The sequence below is a fragment of the Mucilaginibacter corticis genome, from assembly GCF_007558865.1.
GTDB classification, from domain to species: Bacteria; Bacteroidota; Bacteroidia; order Sphingobacteriales; family Sphingobacteriaceae; genus Mucilaginibacter; species Mucilaginibacter corticis.
Genome location: NZ_VLPK01000001.1, coordinates 1858085 through 1875696, shown reverse-complemented (window position 1 = coordinate 1875696; position 17612 = coordinate 1858085). Strand labels below are relative to the sequence as shown.

Sequence of the window (17612 nt, the reverse complement as noted above, 5' to 3'; positions counted from 1 at the left end):
CTGTTTACTGCCTACTTTACAAAGCGTGGAGAATAACGGATTCGAACCGTTGACCCCCTGCGTGCAAGGCAGGTGCTCTAGCCAGCTGAGCTAATCCCCCGAAAGATTAATGTCTGAATTAGTGAATGCCTGAATTAATGAATGATTTAATATTCAATATTTCAATAATTCATTCCTTCGATCATTGCCTTATTGTAGTCCCGAGCAGATTTGAACTGCTGACCCCTACATTATCAGTGTAGTGCTCTAACCAAGCTGAGCTACAGGACTGTTTTTTAGTTTGCAGTTGTCAGTTTGCAGTTTGCAGTGGTTAGCTTCGCTTTCGTGCTAACTGCCAATTGTTATCTGCCAACTGTGAACTGCCAACCGTGTCCTGGCTCTTAAGGCCGGCCCACATGATGGCTTCATCTTTGGGTTTACGTTTAATAGATAATGAGTGAGTTATTGATTGAGTGAATTAGTGAATGTTGCATTCAACTAATCTCCAATCTTTAATCACTGATCTCTATTTTAAGAAATAATCATGCAGTAAGCAGTTCTGCTTTACTTTAAAAGGAGGTAAGATATTGCTCCAGAAAGGAGGTATTCCAGCCACACCTTCCGGTACGGCTACCTTGTTACGACTTAGCCCCAGTTACCGACTTTACCCTAGGACGCTCCTTGCGGTTACGCACTTCAGGCACTTCCAGCTTCCATGGCTTGACGGGCGGTGTGTACAAGGCCCGGGAACGTATTCACCGCAGCATTGCTGATCTGCGATTACTAGCGAATCCAACTTCATGGGGTCGAGTTGCAGACCCCAATCCGAACTGTGATTGACTTTGTGAGATTGGCATCCTGTTACCAGGTAGCTGCCCTCTGTATCAACCATTGTAGCACGTGTGTAGCCCCGGACGTAAGGGCCATGATGACTTGACGTCGTCCCCTCCTTCCTCTCTATTTGCATAGGCAGTCTGTTTAGAGTCCCCATCTTTACATGCTGGCAACTAAACATAGGGGTTGCGCTCGTTGCGGGACTTAACCCAACACCTCACGGCACGAGCTGACGACAGCCATGCAGCACCTAGTTTCGTGTCCCGAAGGACTAGAGCGTCTCTGCTCTATTCACTAACTTTCAAGCCCGGGTAAGGTTCCTCGCGTATCATCGAATTAAACCACATGCTCCTCCGCTTGTGCGGGCCCCCGTCAATTCCTTTGAGTTTCACCCTTGCGGGCGTACTCCCCAGGTGGAATACTTAACGCTTTCGCTTAGACGCTGACCGTATATCGCCAACATCGAGTATTCATCGTTTAGGGCGTGGACTACCAGGGTATCTAATCCTGTTTGATCCCCACGCTTTCGTGCCTCAGTGTCAATAAAACCATAGTAAGCTGCCTTCGCAATTGGTGTTCTGTGACATATCTATGCATTTCACCGCTACTTGTCACATTCCGCCTACCTCTAGTTCATTCAAGCCCATCAGTATCAAGGGCACTGCGATAGTTAAGCTACCGTCTTTCACCCCTGACTTAACAGGCCACCTACGCACCCTTTAAACCCAATAAATCCGGATAACGCTTGGATCCTCCGTATTACCGCGGCTGCTGGCACGGAGTTAGCCGATCCTTATTCTCAGAGTACATTCAACTCTCTACACGTAGAGAGGTTTATTCCCCTGCAAAAGCAGTTTACAACCCGTAGGGCCGTCTTCCTGCACGCGGCATGGCTGGTTCAGACTTCCGTCCATTGACCAATATTCCTTACTGCTGCCTCCCGTAGGAGTCTGGTCCGTGTCTCAGTACCAGTGTGGGGGGCCATCCTCTCAGATCCCCTAAACATCGTAGCCTTGGTAAGCCGTTACCTTACCAACTAGCTAATGTTCCGCATGCCCATCCTTGTCCTATAAATATTTGATTGTCCTATGATGCCATAAAACAATGTTATGCGGTCTTAATCTCTCTTTCGAGAGGCTATCCCCCTGACAAGGGTAGGTTACATACGTGTTACGCACCCGTGCGCCACTCTCATGGAAAGCAAGCTCTCCAATCCCGTCCGACTTGCATGTATTAGGCCTGCCGCTAGCGTTCATCCTGAGCCAGGATCAAACTCTCCATTGTAAAATGTCTAAGTTCGATTGCTCTGACCCTATTATAAATAACAGAATCTTCTAATCTTTGTATTATATATCTTTATACAATATCTTCCGATTCCTCTTTTTCTCGCAAACCATTTATTCGTCATTGGTCATTGGTCATTAAGTCATTGCTGACTACTAACTTCAAACTGCCAACTCATAAACGGCCCGCTTTACTACATGATTTTCTATTTCCTAAAAGAACTTTCTCGGTGCCACTGTCGCAGTGAACCTTTTATAATTTTGACCTTCTTTCGAAGGTTAAATCTTCTGTTTTGTTGGTTACTTTTTATCGTAACTCTTTTCAATTCTCTGCTGAAATTCGCTTTCAGCTTTTTCGCCTTTCGGCCTCCCCCGTTTTGGGACTGCAAAGGTATAAACCTTTTTCTTCTTTCCCAAATTTATTTTAAAATAATTTGAGGGGGCTTCGCTCACTTTTGAACTTCTCAGATCCTTCGTTTGCGGGTTGCAAAGGTACATTTTAAATCGATATCTGCAAAGTATTTATTTTACTTTTTTAATATTTATTTTTAACCTTCGCTTTTCAAAAAACAACCGCCCTTTTTGATTGAGCGGGTTGCAAATGTAGGAAGAATCTGCTATCCGGCAAAGAAAATCTTCACTTTTTTCAACAATGTTTATAACCTGCTGAAAAACAGCAATTACAAATAACATTTACTGATAAATACCGGGGAAATTTTTGATTTTGTATATTTGAAATCACATGCAAAACCATCAATTTCCTGCTAATTTTATTGATTCATTAAGTGACGAGCCCGGTTTTGACCGCGTAAATTTTGTTGAAGCGCATCAAAATAATGAGCCGCCAACCTCAATAAGAGTCAATCCTTTTAAAAAAACAACGTTAAAAACCGATGACCAGGTCCCCTGGTGCCCCGAAGGTTTTTATTTAGATACCCGCCCATCCTTTACTTTCGACCCGCTTTTTCATGCCGGCAGTTATTATGTGCAGGAGGCATCGTCCATGTTTATCGCCCATATATTAAAGCAGATCAAACCAGCTGAGCCTGTAAAAATACTTGACCTGTGTGCCGCGCCCGGTGGTAAAAGCACTTTATTAAACTCGGCCATGACGCCCGACGACCTGTTGGTGGCTAACGAGATCATTAAAACACGCGTACCTATCCTGGCCGATAACCTGAGCCGATGGGGCACAGCAAATACCATAGTAACTAATAACGACCCAAAAGACTTTAACCGCCTGCATGGCTTTTTCGATATTATATTAGTTGACGCGCCATGTTCAGGCTCGGGCATGTTCAGGAAAGACCCCGCAGCTATGGACGAATGGAGCGAGGCCAATGTTAACCTTTGCCACCAGCGGCAGGAACGTATACTGGCCGATATCTACCCGGCGCTAACCGAAGACGGCTACCTTATATATAGTACCTGCTCTTACTCGCACCAGGAAAACGAGGACATATTGGATTGGCTTTGTACCGAATTTGAATTGGAAACTATTCGCATACCTATTAATGTAGACTGGGGAATTGTTGAAACGCAATCTGCAGAGAAAAAGGCATGGGGGTATCGTTTTTATCCCGGCAAGGTTAAAGGCGAGGGTTTGTTTGTATCGTGCTTAAAAAAGAAGGAAAGCAGCGGCAATTTAATATCTTTTAAAAACAACAAGAACCAGAAACTGGTAAATACCGAGTTTGACCTGGTTAAACCTTATATTAATGACCCGGCCAATTATTACTTTTTTAAGATGAATGATGATTGGCTGGCCATAAACCAGCAGCATAAAGAAAGCCTGAATTTATTACAGCATCATTTATATATTAAAAAATCGGGTGTGCGCATTGGCAAACTGGCAGGGCGCGATCTGGTGGCTGACCATGAGCTGGCTTTAAGTACTATAGTTAATAAGAATGCGGTAGCAGAGACAGAACTTAGCTATGATGACGCTATATTGTATCTGCGTCGCGAGAACCTTATCATTAATGAGGCCAAAAAAGGTTGGAGCCTGATGACCTACCAGGGCCAGGCGCTTGGCTGGGCCAAGTTACTGCCCAACCGGGTTAATAATTATTATCCTAAAGAGTTAAGGATTTTATCGCAGGGACCAAAGTGATAATTATTTATTGGAATCAACCACAATTTAGCCAATGAAAGAAGAATACGGCATAACATTTCAAAAGAAAACCACACCTTCAGGTGACTTATATTACTTTGCAATTTCAACTGATATAAATAATGCTGAAATCGCAAATCATTTAAGCAATTGTGAGGTAAGAATAACGGAAATCCAAATAGAAGATTTACAAAAAGTATTACACGGCATTCCAGTTCAAGAAGAATGGGGCGAAGTCAGAGGCTCATCACTGCAAATTTTTCCAACCGAAAAAACTGTCCAAATAAATTATTTAAACAGAAGAATTCCAATTTCTGATTTTTTACAATTATTACAAGAATGGCTTGCTTTTATAAGATAATAAAATGCAAAAATGTTATCTCTGCTCATTCTTTTCAAGTTGTATATGGCAATAAAACAAGAAAGCTGCTAATACGCTAATCTTTGACAGCAACAATATCTTAATATTTGAAAGCAGTCTAAAAATTAGCAAAACGAAAATCACTCAAACCGCCGTAAATAAAAAGGATTGATCAGTTCGCCGTAGGCGATATCACTGGGCTGATCCATACTGAACCAAGGCGAGCCGTTTTGCAGCACCTGGATATTTTGGGCGGGCATAAAGCTTTGCGCCAGTAAAAACTGCTTTTTATGCTGCGGATTTTCTACCACATCCATCACGATAAAGCAGTGACCCGGCGCACCGCCGTGGATAAATACATCCCCGGTTCTTACATCATTGACCGTTCTGACCGGTTTAAGCTCTTTCTCTAACGATAAGGTGCCCGCGTAAGAAAACACCAGGTTCATGTATCTTAAAAAGGCAGGATAGCTATAATCCTTTTTCGCGCTTAACACCCATTTATTGTTTTTGTAGCGATAGCCATTGGCGTAATGCACATAATCGCACTTAAAGCCGCTTACAAAATTGAAAGATATGGCGTCATACTTTTTTTGATGATAAAGATATTCGCCGCGCAGGCGCATAACCGCGTCGGCACATTGCTGCAAATCTTGGGTGCCAACACTGATATCGACTACCGCGGCAGTGTAAATATCTGTACGGGCTATAGCCCCATTATAAGTGCGCGTTGGTGTGCCTTTTGGTTTAAGCGGCAGTTGCTGCAACCATTCGGCAAAGCTGCCAGCCTCAACTTTTTGCTGCGCGTAACCCACCGGGGTTTTAAAACGCGACAGGACATTATCGCCGGCTTTGTTAAAGCTCAATAAACTGATAAGGCAAAATACAAGGATGATTTTCATTGGTTTAGTATAAAACAACGGCAAACTCCCGGTATTTGCCCCTCTATTCGGTTCTTAAACTTTTTACCGGGTTTGCCAGCGCTGCTTTTATTGCCGTATAACCCACGGTTAGCCAGGCTATACTTATCGAAGATAGTATAGTGGCGGCGAAAAACCAAATGCCCAGGTTAATATGGAAGGTATAGTTCTGCAACCATTGGTGCATAAAATACCAGGCCAGCGGCGCGGCAATGAAAAACGCAATGATAACCAGTACGGTAAATTCTTTTGATAACAGCATCACTATATTTTTTACCGGCGCACCAAGCACTTTACGGATGCCGATCTCTTTTTTACGCTGAACAGCCATAAATGAGATCAAGCCATATAACCCTAAACAAGATATAAAAATGGCAATCCCTGAAAATATGGTGTATAGTTTTGAAAGCTGGTTTTCTTGTTTGTAGTAATTCTCGACAGCCTGATCCATAAAATGATATTCGAACGAGTATTCCGGGAATGTTTTGCCCCATAAACGATCCATCGCCTCAACTACAGATTTTGATTGACGCAGGTCTATCTGCAAGCTGGCCAAATGGAAGCCCCTTTTGTCGGACGACATTACAATAGGGCCAATAGCATCGCGAAGCGAATTATAATGGTAATCTTTCACAACGCCTACTATCGGTAAAATCCTCCCGCCAACATTGATCAATTTACCTATAGCTTCCTGATTGTTGCGGATGCCTAAACTTTTAACCACAGTTTCATTCACCACATATTCGCGCATGGTATCTGATGGGAAATAAGCCCTGCCTGCAGCGAGCCGGAGATTATACACGCTGAAAAAACCGGGGTCAGAGATCTTCATATTAACAACTATATATGAGTCGGGCGTATTCTTTGTCGGCGTGCGCAGCTCTGTAGCCCAGCCACCTTCATCAACCATGGGGAACATACTCATGCCCACCTTTTCAACACCGGGTATTTTTGCTAATTCGTTATGCAGGTAGTCAACCCGGGTACGGGCAACACTGTCCGTCGGGAAACTTGCATAAATGACCGCGCTTTTTCTAAAGCCCATATCGGCATTGCGGAAGTAGTCCATCTGCGAAGTAACCACCAGCGTACCTATTATAAGCGCCTGCGCTATTACAAACTGGAAAACAACCAGCCCACGCCTGAAAAACACGCCCCGTGTATGATCAGCACCCATACCACCGCCTTTTAATACGGCCACGGGGTTAAAACCCGAAAGTACCAAAGCGGGGTATATGCCCGAAATAAGCGATACGATAATTAATGTACCCAGCATAAATACAATTAACTTACCGCTATAAAGGGTGGCTGCTGATAAATGAATATCCATTAAATTGCTAAGCCCCGGCAGGCAAAACACAACAATAAGCAATGAAAACAAGAACGCAAAAAAGCTGGTGATACCCGTTTCTCCTAAAAACTGTACCATCAATTGTAAGCGGCTGCCGCCCAATACTTTTCTTACCCCTACTTCCCTGCCCCGGTTAATAGCCTGCGCAACGGTAAGGTTAATAAAGTTTACGCATGCCACAATCAACAGGAACAAACCGATAAGGTTAAGCGCCAAAATAAGGCCTTTGCTAAAAGTACGCCCGGTAAAATTGCCGTAGCGTTCATCATAGTGCAATCCGGCCAGGGGCTGCGCTGCCAGGTAATAATCATGGTTTACCGGTTTGATGTAACGGGTGGTGAAACCTGCCAGCGCGCGGTCAAGCCTGCTTTGTGTGTCGCCGGCGGCAAGTTCAACAAAGCAATAATTCTCATCATTTATCCCGCCCCAGTTATTGGCGTTACGGGCAGCAACTGTAATATAAGATACCACTGCTTTCATCGGGAAATCTGTGTTGGTTGGGGGATCATTCAGCACGCCTGTTATTTTAACAAGTTTTCCGCTCATTTTAATGGTTTTGCCAATTACCCCTTTTGCATCGCCAAAATATTTAATGGCGGTAGCTTTGGTAAGCAATACGGTATTGGGTTCGGTAAGAGCAGTTTTTAGGTCGCCTTCTGACAAGCTGAAATCAAACATTTGGAAAAACTGCGGCTCGGCAAAGTAAATGCCGTCTTTTTCCCTGAATTTTTTTAATGCAGATGCGTTTTCTGCCGGCACCACCACCTGCACATCGCCGGCGCTGCTTATGGCGGCGGCGTTTTTCACTTCGGGCAGTTCATGGCGCAAGGTGGCCGTAACCGGTACAGGTACGCCGGTGCGGTAGCCGGGATTAACCTTGTCTGTCGAGTTGCGAACCACACGATAGATCCTGTCTTTTTTGGTATGAAAAGCATCAAAACTCTGTTCATATTGTACCACCAAAAATATCAGCAGGAAAGCGGCAAAGCCAACGGCAAGGCCTGCAATGTTAATCACGGAGTTGATCTTATGCCGTGATAAGTTTCTGATGGCAGTTTTGAAATAGTTTTTTATCATCGCTCAAGTAATTATTGGTCAAAGTTTAAATGGTTATTTACCATTTCCAAAACAGGTGCCAAGTAGTTAACTTATTGACAATGATTAATTTATAAATTAATTGGATTTAGACAGGTGTCCGTTTATGATGCAGGGGATGTTCGGTTTTAGCCGGACGGGTGGGTATTATCCGGCGTTTATCAACTCGGGCCGGTACTCAAAGTGCATAGTATCATAGTGGTACCATTTGCCGCCCCAAATAAAACCATGCTTTTCAAAAATATCAATGATAACCTGAGGGATGCGGTTTTTATATTTAATCGCGGTGTTTTCTGCGGTGCATTTACAGGTCCATTGCCAGTAGTCTGAATAAGTTGTGTTGATGTCTATCGTCATGCCGAAACTGTGCATGCTGTGTCGGTTGGTACCGTTAATTTTACGCCAGCTAAAAGTGCCGCCAATGTTGATGGTATATTTTTTCAACTCGGGGTGTTCGTCCAGTTCTTTAGAGATCTGCATTAACTTTTTATCAACCCCGTTTATTTTGGTGACCGTAATTTTCTGCCCAACAAGTTTGGGGCACCAGGTTATATCCGTCAGGTTGCGCCTTACCTCCTTTTCGGTAGCGCCATACATCTTCTCAAAAAACCGCTCGTTCCTTATCCGTCCCGGGTCGTAGCTTTGTGCGGGAGGGTCAGCTAATTTTCCTGCCGGATAGCTTTGCACGAACATATCCTTAAGATCAGGACTGTTTAATAATTGCGCGAATGACTTATCGTGGCCACCGTCATCCCATAAAAGTTTGGTACCGTCTTTAAACAGGATGTGGTTATTGGCATAGCCGGTAATAAAATCAGGATAGGATCTGATCAGCTTTTGTGCCACGACGGGGATCTGTTCCCTTTGGTTAACTTTGTTTGGCAGCGTATTTAAATTAAATAACAGCAGAAAAGAAATCAGCGATACCGATAGACCCATAGCTGCAAATTAGTCAACTTAATTTAAAATAAGGTGATTCACTTTGGGTGATTCACCTCACCATATTTTCAATGATTTAAGCCAACGCTATCTTGCTCTTTACGTTAACCGGCTGCGGTACCTTTACATAATACCCAGTGCCATCATAAACACGCTTGCGCGGATGCTCTTTACAGGCATCGCTGCAACAGCCTTCCATAACGGTGCCGCACTCGTCGCATTGGGTAAAGTGTTCGTTACACTCGGGGTTAGCGCAGTTGATCATTTTATCAGTAGTCTTGCCGCAATTGTAACAGGTAGAGATAGTAACCGGATTAACCGTATTCACATCTACCGATAAACGGTTGTCAAACACATAGCATTTACCTTCAAAGTCCTCGCCCCCGGCTTCTTTACCGTATTTAATGATACCGCCGTGCAGTTGGTACACATCGGTAAACCCTTCGTGGATCAGCAATGCCGAGGCTTTCTCGCATTTGATACCGCCGGTGCAATAGGTCACCACTTTTTTATCCTTGTATTGGGCAAGTTCGTTGATCTTGTCGGGGAAATCGCGGAAGTTCTCGATGTCAAGCGTAATGGCGTTCTTAAACTTACCCAGGTTATGTTCGTAGTTTGAACGTACGTCCAATATCACTACGTCTTCGCTGTTCTTCAGTTCAAGAAATTCTTTAGGCTCTAAATGCTTGCCGGTTTTCTTCTGCGGATCGATGATATTAGGGTCGCGCAGGCCGGAGTGTACGATCTCTGATTTATATCGCACGTGCATTTTCACAAACGACGGGGTGTCCACTTCGTCAACCTTAAAGTCTACCGAGGCGAAACGCGGGTCGGCGTGTACGGTATCCATATAGAGCTGACATGATTCTTTCGAACCTGAAACGGTGCCGTTAAGTCCCTCTTCGGCGACAATAATGCGACCGGTAAGGTTAAGCGATTTGCAAAATTTTAAATGATCGGCAGCAAATTGCTCCGCATCTGCTATTGTTGAATAACAATAGTAAAGTAGTGTATTGTATTGTCCCATAAAATCATTGATGCCGCTGCAAACGGCGTTAAATGAGGCGCAAATTTAGTGATTAAAGCCGAAAGCAAAAAGACTAAAGCAAAAAGCACCCAAAAGCTTTGGTCTTTCGGCTTTAAGCTTTTAGCTTACCTGATACCATAGAAGATCCTGATACCCTGTAGATACTTCTTGTTGCCGGCGTAGGATACGCCATAGTCCACCCGGAATATAAAACGTTGCAGGCCTACGTAAAACTCACGGTAATCTTTGTTATTCTTTTCCGTAAGGTAGTTGGCGCCCACAATCTCTTCCAGTTTTAAGTTACGCATAAAGCCAATGTTGTTCAGCAATGATCCGGCAAAGTTGTGCTGGTAATGTGCTTCCAGGTAAAAACTGTTAGCGCTAAATTGGTAAAACGGCAGGAAATGGAAGCTACCTACATAGGTTGGGTCAAAAGTTCGGCCCTGGTTACCTAAAAAGTGGTTGTAATCCATAAAATAAAGCTTGTTTTTATTCAGGAAGTCACCGGTTGACAGCTTAAATGATGAATATCCCATCACACCAAGACGAATTTTATCCTGCGATATATCTGCAGAAACAAAATCGTAATCAGCATCTGAGCCAAATACACCCGGAATAGCTTTACGGTAGTTTACGGTTAAAGTTGGGTATTTTGACGGCAGGTAAACCTTACCTGTAGGGCGGGTAATGTATTGCTGATCAAACGTAAACTTAACAGATGTATTTAGCGTCAGCGCCTGGTTTTGCGGGAACAGTACCGATCTGTCATTAGCCGCGACACTATCAGGCGCTAATGGGTTATTAGATGTATAATGCCTGGTTTTTGAAGTAAAAATATGCGCGTAGGAGTTGTTAAACATTTGCGTACGGTTTGCATAAGATAACGTTCCCTTAAATAAAATACCGTTTGCCAGTTCGCGCATAAAGCCTACATCGCCAAACTCCGAGCGATAATATTTTACGTAGTTGTTATTACTTAACAACGTACTCAATGTATTAAAGTAAACCGAGCGTGTGCCTACATTATTAAGGTCTAAAACATCATTACCAAAATCAAGGAAGAAATGCCCTTCGTGAAATGGATCATAATAGTAATACGAATGGATATTAGCACTCAATAAATTATCGGCAAAACCGTAACGGATATTAGGGGTGATACCTATAGTCTTAAAATCGTTAGACGTATGCGATAACCGTGCTTTCAGGTTAAGTCCTACCCCCTCAACCGTGTTATAAAACAGCGTTTGGTTAAAAGGATAAACATATAATGAGTCCTTGTTATTTCTGCTGGTCATGGTAAAACCAAACACGGTGTAAGGTATTACCAAAACGCGGTTCTTGCTTTTCTGTAACGAATCAAGGTAAGGTTTTGACTTTTGCAGGCGCTGTATGCTGTCCTTTTTCTGATAATCACGCGTTTCCTGGGCAGTTAAAGGTATCGGCCGGTTTTTAAACCAATAGTCAGCATTTTTTATCCGGGCGTTGGTGTCCAGCCGCATGACCTCGCCGTTAAAATAGTCCGGCGGAAACGCTACATTAAATTTGTAATTATTATATACACCAACATAATATCCATCAAACTTAAACCCAAATACATTGCCGTTATAATTATATTGTATAGATGTAGGCATCCAGATATTGTCCTGCACAGGTATATATTGCTGGCTAACCTTCATGGTATCCACAAAGTTAAGACGGTTCACTTTATTGGTGAGTTGCAGGTCTACGCTGTATATTCGCCAGTCGCCGTCAAGAATATAGATATATCCTTCAAAACTGTACTCGCCTTTATTCCGGCCAATAAGTTTGATCTTATCTATGGTGCGTCCGTTTTCAACAGTAGCACCTTCTAAATAATATCGGTAGTACTTAAAAGCATTTTTTGCAATTGGCGATACAAACGCGTGGCTGCTTAACCCTTCTACTTCAAACAAGTTCTCGTAAAAATTAGCTTGCAGATCTGATGCCTTATTGTAGCTAAACGTAGGTGAAATACCCGCCTCGCGAGATGATACCGTTATTTCTTTAACCTTATCAGGGCGTTGAAAGTTGTAGTTGGAAATTGACTCAGACTGGTATAAAATACCATGGCCATTAGTATCCAGATCTAAAACTTTCGATACCCCATTGGTCAATAATTTTTTCGGCGCGCCTGTAAGCTTTTGCATACCCTTTACATATATAGCGGCCGAGTATGAATTTACCTCATTTAAATAGAATTCGCGTTTGGCAATGACTTTACGCATTATGGTATAAGCGGCAGTATCACGGTTACGCTTGTCGACTGCCTTAACAGTCTTAAGTTGAAATACTTCATCCTCCATCTGCACATTGTGCAATACATCATGGTCAGTTATGGTAATGTGATCTATCTGTTCTTTGTTGCCTACGTAGCGATAAATAACATCATAATCGCCGGCACCAATGTTAAACTTATAAACTCCTTGCTCATTACTTGTGGTACCATAAGTTGTGTTACGTATATAAACAGATACAAATGAAACCGGCCCGCCGCGTTGATCAGTAACATGGCCCGACAAAATATACTGTTGCGCCGACGCCTTAAAAATAAAAGCATTCAGCAGCAGGAAAACTAAAAGTAAAAATCTCTTCATATGGTTCACAAATAAGGTTTTAAAGACTTAAATGTTTGAGTTAACCCATATTATTATTTTAAACGCGCGCTTTTGAAGCTAAATGCCAGTTAATGCTTAATTTTGCAAAAATTAACTACAACATGTACAATACACTACAACCGGTTTTGCAACAAGAGCTTGCAGCAATAGAAGAAGCAGGATTATATAAAAAAGAACGCATAATAACTTCGCCACAGGGGGCTGATATTACAGTGCAGGGCGGCCAGGAAGTGATAAATTTTTGTGCAAATAACTACCTGGGCCTGTCGGGCAATGCCAAAGTTATTGAAGCTGCCAAACAAGCTATGGACACCCATGGTTACGGCTTATCATCAGTACGTTTCATTTGCGGTACACAGGATATCCACAAAGAACTGGAAAAAAAGATAGCCGAATTTTTAGGCACCGAGGATACTATATTATATGCAGCCGCTTTCGACGCTAACGGAGGTGTGTTTGAACCTTTATTTGATGCCCAGGATGTCATTATATCTGACGAGTTGAACCATGCATCTATTATTGACGGTGTACGTTTGTGCAAGGCCCAGCGCCATCGCTATAAGCATGATGACATGGCCGACCTAGAAGCTAAATTGCAAGAGACCGCCAATCTTCGCCACAGAATAATTGTTACAGATGGCGCTTTCTCTATGGATGGCACTATTGCTCAATTAGATAAAATCTGCGAACTGGCAGAAAAATATAATGCTTTGGTAATGATAGATGAGAGCCATTGCTCGGGCTTTATGGGTAAAACAGGCCGTGGCACGCATGAGCATCATAACGTAATGGGTAAGATTGATATCATTACCGGCACCTTAGGCAAGGCATTAGGTGGTGCGTCAGGCGGTTTTACCTCAGGAAAGAAAGAGATCATCGATATGCTGCGCCAGCGTTCAAGGCCGTACTTGTTCTCGAACACTTTGGCACCGGCCATTACCGGGGCGTCAATTGCAGTATTGGACATGTTAAGCGAAACCACCCAGCTGCGCGATAAACTTGAAAGCAATACCCAATATTTCCGCAAAGCGATGACCGAAGCAGGCTTTGATATTAAACCAGGCGTCCACCCAATTGTACCGGTAATGCTGTACGATGCCAAACTGGCGCAGGAATTTGCCGCTAAAATGCTGGATGAAGGGATTTACGTGATCGGCTTTTACTACCCGGTGGTTCCGCAAGGCAAAGCAAGGATCAGGGTACAAATCTCTGCCGCGCATGACGTTGAACACCTGGATAAAGCCATTGCCGCATTTACCAAGGTTGGTAAAGAGTTAGGGGTGATAAAATAATGTTACGTATAAATTATTTATATTTGTACGTATAAAAAAGAAAGTGCTATGGCAACCACAAAATTGACTTTAAGTGCTGATGAGCAAACAGTCGAGCTGGCTAAAAGGATAGCCTCTGAGGACGACATAAGCGTTTCTAAGTTGTTTAAGAAATTACTTACCGACTTCGCTACAAAGAGAGAAAAGACAAATCCGGTGCTTGAAAAATATAAGGATATGAAAATATCGGATGAGATATTGTCTTTAACAGGCATATTAAAAGGCAAATATCCTGATGATGTCAATTTGTGGGATGTGAAATATGAATACCTGAAAGAGAAGAATGGCTTATAAAAACATTTTTGTTGACAGTGATGTCCTGCTTGATCTACTGTTACGCAGGCAGCCTTTCGAACCATTCAGCCAAATACTCTTACAACAAGGATTAAATGGTAGTTTAAGTTTAAAAACATCAACCTTGATATTTGCCAATATCCATTACATGGTGGCAAAAAATCTTAACAGGCAGGTTGCAAAAGAACAACTTAAAGTGTTGACCAAAATTGTAGATCCGCTAGCTTTTGAATCAGATGATATCAAAAAAGCGTTGGATAATGAACATGCCGATTTTGAAGACACCATCCAATATTTTATTGCCGAAAAAAATCAATGTGATTTGATTATCAGCAGAAATATCAAACACTATAAAAAATTTCCAATACCGGTTTTAACAGCCGAACAATTTTTAAGAACATTATAATGCAAGACCAAATAGATCAATACACCGCCGAGATCAATGCCTTTTCGCCTGCTAACGCGGATGAACTGGAAACGTTCCGGATAAAATTTTTAGGCACCAAGGGGATCATTAAAGACCTTTTTGAGCAATTTAAAACGGTCTCTTCAGAAGAGAAACGCACATTTGGCAAGGTATTGAACCAGTTTAAACAACTGGCAGAGGCTAAGCACCAGGATCTGCAGGAATCTTTTAAATCTGAAGTTGAAAATTCGAAATCCGAAATTGATCTTACTTTACCCGGCGATAACTTCCAGGTTGGTTCGCGCCACCCGTTGTCTTTGGTGCGTAACGAGATCATAGATATATTCAAGCGCCTTGGCTTTACAGTTGCCGAAGGCCCGGAGATAGAAGACGACTGGCATAATTTCTCGGCCCTGAACTTCCCAGAGGAACATCCGGCACGCGATATGCAGGATACCTTCTTTATCAAGAAAAACAATGGCAAAGATGATATCGCTTTGCGTACCCATACCTCGTCTGTACAGGTGCGTATGATGGAGAACGGCAAACCGCCGTTCCGCGCTATTATGCCGGGCCGTGTTTACCGTAACGAGGCCATCTCTGCCCGTGCACACTGTTTCTTCCACCAGGTTGAAGGCTTGTATATTGATGAGAATGTGTCATTTGCCGATCTAAAGCAAACGCTTTATCACTTTGTGCAGGAGCTTTACGGCGAAGGTACCAAGGTACGTTTCCGCCCTTCATACTTTCCGTTTACCGAACCATCTGCCGAAATGGATGTGTCTTGCACCATCTGTAAAGGATCAGGCTGTAATATGTGTAAATACAGCGGCTGGGTTGAGATACTGGGCTGCGGCATGGTTGATCCTAACGTGTTGGAGAATTGCGGTATAGACAGTAAAGTTTACACCGGCTTTGCCTTTGGTATGGGCATGGAACGTATAGCCAACCTAAAATATGTTATACGTGATCTGCGTTTATTTAGTGAGAACGATGAGCGTTTCCTGAAACAGTTTCAAACTGAAATTATATAGCATGGTCAAAAAATTAGGGATAATAACATTACTGCTGCTAAGCTGCTTGGGCTGCGGTAAAGCAGGCGACTACGTCCCTAATGTTTCGGTTAATTTTGTGATGCCTATTGATCCGAAACTAAGTGTTCTACACCATAACTTTGGTGCTATTTATATCAAAGGATACGGTGTTGCTGGTTTGATTTTATATCGAAGAGCAGATGGTACTTATGCCGCGTATGACGCTTGCAGTGCTTATTTACCGCAAAATAAATGTATTTTAGCTATAGATAACCCTTCATATACTGTTACCGATCCATGTAGTGGCTCAAAATGGAGTTTAGAAGATGGCACTCCAGTAAAAGCACCGGCGATAAAATCATTAAAAGAATACCAAGCATATACTGATGGGTATAATATATTTGTACAGAACTGATTAATGGAAGCAGATAAAATAAAAGATAGCATTAAACGTGCGGCGCAAGATCTGTTTCGCAAATTTGGGTACCACAAAACCAGCGTTAACGAAATTGCCAAGCGGGCCAAAATAGCCAAAGCTACAATTTACAAGTATTTTGACAGCAAGGAGCATGTACTGCATACCTTACTGATGGACTACATCCGCGTTAGTGTTGACGACCTGATACTGACCAACACGCCCGAAATGGACGAAGAGGCCCACCTTGGTAACCTCATCATGAAAACCTGCCGCTTAAGCTACACCGTTTGCAACGAATTTATAGGCTGGGACTTTATCCGCGAAAGCGCCAACTCGCAGGATTTTTTAAAGAACCTGAGTAATGAGCTGGAGGACTTGCTACTGGCCTCATTTACGCGCATAACCGCTATCCGCAAAACAGATAACTACCACCAGCGCATGCGATTTTTGATCAAATGCAGCAAAAGCATTGTGTTCAGTTTCGCGTTCACTTCTGTGTCCGACTCGGACGTACGTAAGAATTTCGTATCCTTCCAGAAAGAGATCCTGCCTTACCTGGTTAAGGCAGCGATAACTATTTAGCCCCATCAAATTTCTTTATGATTAATGAAGTGATTCACATAAGATAGTGTATCACTAAAAGTGTAGTCACAGACCAAAGCACAATGAGACTAAGATATTAATAAACATTTCGGATAGTTTATATTCGTATATCCCTATATTGCGATATACAAACCTATCATAATGGATTTTTGCAACTTCAACGAAAAGACTTTTCAGCGCCTTACGGATGCTTTACACTTAACTTTTTCTTTCGATAGATCTCTGCTACTCACGCCTTATTTGTTTTTTAAAGGCTGTTCCGATGATCCAAATGCGCATATATCGTACAAAACCCCTTATTTACTGCGAAAAGATATTCAACCGAATACTTCAGATCAGGACTTTCTAAATAAGTATAATGACGCAACATATTGTTTGGGTATCGATCTGCCAATATTCATTAGTAAAACTAACAACAATAAGAATGCAATAATCGTCGCTGAAGATCCTCTACGAAACCCTTTAGACCCTTTAATTAGCGAGGCCCGTCAACATGCTCTATTAGGTACACCTTTTGCAAGTCACTTGGATGCGTGCCGAAAAAGTTTAAAAGAGTACTGGGATTTTCACGAGACATTGTTAAACAATGACTTTAATGTATATATCACTGATATTAATAAAATATTGTTAAAGAAAGATAATGCTATAAAAGAAGCTTTTCCTCAAGATTTGTTAATGCATTTTAAAAGTACATTACAATCAGAAATTGATTTAATCAATCCATCTGTTATTATTGTTTATGGAAAGAAAGCTTCTCAAGCTCTGGCTAATATGGATATCAAAACTAATGGAAAGATAATTGAGTTTCTGCATCCTTCAAAAACGGCTAATGGTGCTTGGAAGAAGTTGTTCTCAAGTCACTATCCCAATCTTCTGATGAATTGCTCTGCTGCCAACAAAGTAGCCTATATGGCAAACAAAGTGATGTCGATTTGAAATATGTTAGATTGAGAGAGAATACATAGTTAATTCCCTCATTTGTCAAAGT

General features: G+C 42.4%; 14 protein-coding genes, 2 tRNA genes and 1 rRNA gene. 9 read left to right on the top strand and 8 right to left on the bottom strand.

The genetic code is table 11. The features are described from left to right. Positions 1–26: 26 nt before the first annotated feature. From FO440_RS08165 to FO440_RS08155, 3 genes are all read right to left on the bottom strand, one after another. Positions 27–100: transfer RNA gene (locus FO440_RS08165), tRNA-Ala, on the bottom strand. A 95-nt stretch (positions 101–195) separates the two neighbouring features. Then, positions 196–270 (bottom strand) — tRNA-Ile (locus FO440_RS08160). 305 nt (positions 271–575) lie between these two features. Continuing rightward, positions 576–2097, bottom strand: a 16S ribosomal RNA gene (locus FO440_RS08155). A 741-nt stretch (positions 2098–2838) separates the two neighbouring features. Between FO440_RS08155 and FO440_RS08150 the strand changes: the two genes are divergently transcribed. After that, a complete protein-coding gene (locus FO440_RS08150; RefSeq protein ID WP_144247697.1) occupies positions 2839–4209 on the top strand; it encodes a methyltransferase RsmF C-terminal domain-like protein in 1371 nt (456 codons plus the stop codon). Between the two features lie 34 nt (positions 4210–4243). Then, positions 4244–4570 (top strand): hypothetical protein, encoded by a 327-nt coding sequence (locus FO440_RS08145; protein ID WP_144247696.1) that lies wholly within the window; start codon positions 4244–4246, stop codon positions 4568–4570. 140 nt (positions 4571–4710) lie between these two features. Here FO440_RS08145 and FO440_RS08140 read toward each other — a convergent pair whose 3' ends face one another. From FO440_RS08140 to FO440_RS08120, 5 genes are all read right to left on the bottom strand, one after another. Continuing rightward, positions 4711–5472, bottom strand: a complete 762-nt coding sequence (locus FO440_RS08140; RefSeq protein WP_144247695.1) for a DUF4846 domain-containing protein — start codon at positions 5470–5472, stop codon at positions 4711–4713. A 43-nt stretch (positions 5473–5515) separates the two neighbouring features. Continuing rightward, complete coding sequence (locus tag FO440_RS08135; protein WP_144247694.1) at positions 5516–7918, bottom strand: ABC transporter permease; 2403 nt, start codon at positions 7916–7918, stop codon at positions 5516–5518. Positions 7919–8083: 165 nt separating this feature from the next. Beyond that, on the bottom strand, positions 8084–8875 hold the full coding sequence (locus FO440_RS08130) for a M15 family metallopeptidase (protein ID WP_144247693.1): 792 nt from the start codon (positions 8873–8875) through the stop codon (positions 8084–8086). A 76-nt stretch (positions 8876–8951) separates the two neighbouring features. Further along, complete coding sequence (trhO, locus tag FO440_RS08125) at positions 8952–9902, bottom strand: oxygen-dependent tRNA uridine(34) hydroxylase TrhO (protein ID WP_144247692.1); 951 nt, start codon at positions 9900–9902, stop codon at positions 8952–8954. A 125-nt stretch (positions 9903–10027) separates the two neighbouring features. Next, on the bottom strand, positions 10028–12517 hold the full coding sequence (locus FO440_RS08120) for a DUF5686 family protein (RefSeq protein WP_144247691.1): 2490 nt from the start codon (positions 12515–12517) through the stop codon (positions 10028–10030). A 122-nt stretch (positions 12518–12639) separates the two neighbouring features. Here FO440_RS08120 and kbl point away from each other — a divergent pair, with 122 nt between their 5' ends. The 7 genes from kbl (at position 12640) to FO440_RS08085 (ending at position 17560) form a co-directional block, all read left to right on the top strand. After that, a complete protein-coding gene (kbl, locus tag FO440_RS08115; RefSeq protein ID WP_144247690.1) occupies positions 12640–13830 on the top strand; it encodes a glycine C-acetyltransferase in 1191 nt (396 codons plus the stop codon). 48 nt (positions 13831–13878) lie between these two features. Beyond that, positions 13879–14163, top strand: a complete 285-nt coding sequence (locus FO440_RS08110) for a DUF6364 family protein (protein WP_144247689.1) — start codon at positions 13879–13881, stop codon at positions 14161–14163. Next, on the top strand, positions 14153–14569 hold the full coding sequence (locus tag FO440_RS08105; protein ID WP_144247688.1) for a PIN domain-containing protein: 417 nt from the start codon (positions 14153–14155) through the stop codon (positions 14567–14569). The genes FO440_RS08110 and FO440_RS08105 overlap by 11 nt, the downstream gene beginning before the upstream one ends. Beyond that, on the top strand, positions 14569–15603 hold the full coding sequence (pheS, locus tag FO440_RS08100) for a phenylalanine--tRNA ligase subunit alpha (RefSeq protein WP_186292601.1): 1035 nt from the start codon (positions 14569–14571) through the stop codon (positions 15601–15603). The genes FO440_RS08105 and pheS overlap by 1 nt, the downstream gene beginning before the upstream one ends. Before the next feature lies 1 nt (position 15604). Beyond that, positions 15605–16018 carry a Rieske (2Fe-2S) protein gene (locus tag FO440_RS08095; RefSeq protein ID WP_144247686.1) on the top strand — a complete coding sequence of 138 codons (414 nt, stop codon included), beginning with the start codon at positions 15605–15607 and terminating at the stop codon, positions 16016–16018. A 3-nt stretch (positions 16019–16021) separates the two neighbouring features. Then, positions 16022–16603 (top strand): TetR/AcrR family transcriptional regulator, encoded by a 582-nt coding sequence (locus FO440_RS08090; RefSeq protein WP_144247685.1) that lies wholly within the window; start codon positions 16022–16024, stop codon positions 16601–16603. A 162-nt stretch (positions 16604–16765) separates the two neighbouring features. Then, positions 16766–17560 carry a uracil-DNA glycosylase family protein gene (locus FO440_RS08085; protein ID WP_144247684.1) on the top strand — a complete coding sequence of 265 codons (795 nt, stop codon included), beginning with the start codon at positions 16766–16768 and terminating at the stop codon, positions 17558–17560. Positions 17561–17612 lie beyond the last annotated feature (52 nt).

What these genes read in the sequence shown, in the direction of transcription:
- FO440_RS08150 (WP_144247697.1), top strand. Translation starts at nt 2,839, where the DNA reads ATGCAAAACCATCAATTTCCTGCTAATTTTATTGATTCATTAAGTGAC.
- FO440_RS08145 (WP_144247696.1), top strand. Translation starts at nt 4,244, where the DNA reads ATGAAAGAAGAATACGGCATAACATTTCAAAAGAAAACCACACCTTCA.
- FO440_RS08140 (WP_144247695.1), bottom strand. Translation starts at nt 5,472, where the DNA reads ATGAAAATCATCCTTGTATTTTGCCTTATCAGTTTATTGAGCTTTAAC.
- FO440_RS08135 (WP_144247694.1), bottom strand. Translation starts at nt 7,918, where the DNA reads ATGATAAAAAACTATTTCAAAACTGCCATCAGAAACTTATCACGGCAT.
- FO440_RS08130 (WP_144247693.1), bottom strand. Translation starts at nt 8,875, where the DNA reads ATGGGTCTATCGGTATCGCTGATTTCTTTTCTGCTGTTATTTAATTTA.
- trhO (WP_144247692.1), bottom strand. Translation starts at nt 9,902, where the DNA reads ATGGGACAATACAATACACTACTTTACTATTGTTATTCAACAATAGCA.
- FO440_RS08120 (WP_144247691.1), bottom strand. Translation starts at nt 12,517, where the DNA reads ATGAAGAGATTTTTACTTTTAGTTTTCCTGCTGCTGAATGCTTTTATT.
- kbl (WP_144247690.1), top strand. Translation starts at nt 12,640, where the DNA reads ATGTACAATACACTACAACCGGTTTTGCAACAAGAGCTTGCAGCAATA.
- FO440_RS08110 (WP_144247689.1), top strand. Translation starts at nt 13,879, where the DNA reads ATGGCAACCACAAAATTGACTTTAAGTGCTGATGAGCAAACAGTCGAG.
- FO440_RS08105 (WP_144247688.1), top strand. Translation starts at nt 14,153, where the DNA reads ATGGCTTATAAAAACATTTTTGTTGACAGTGATGTCCTGCTTGATCTA.
- pheS (WP_186292601.1), top strand. Translation starts at nt 14,569, where the DNA reads ATGCAAGACCAAATAGATCAATACACCGCCGAGATCAATGCCTTTTCG.
- FO440_RS08095 (WP_144247686.1), top strand. Translation starts at nt 15,605, where the DNA reads ATGGTCAAAAAATTAGGGATAATAACATTACTGCTGCTAAGCTGCTTG.
- FO440_RS08090 (WP_144247685.1), top strand. Translation starts at nt 16,022, where the DNA reads ATGGAAGCAGATAAAATAAAAGATAGCATTAAACGTGCGGCGCAAGAT.
- FO440_RS08085 (WP_144247684.1), top strand. Translation starts at nt 16,766, where the DNA reads ATGGATTTTTGCAACTTCAACGAAAAGACTTTTCAGCGCCTTACGGAT.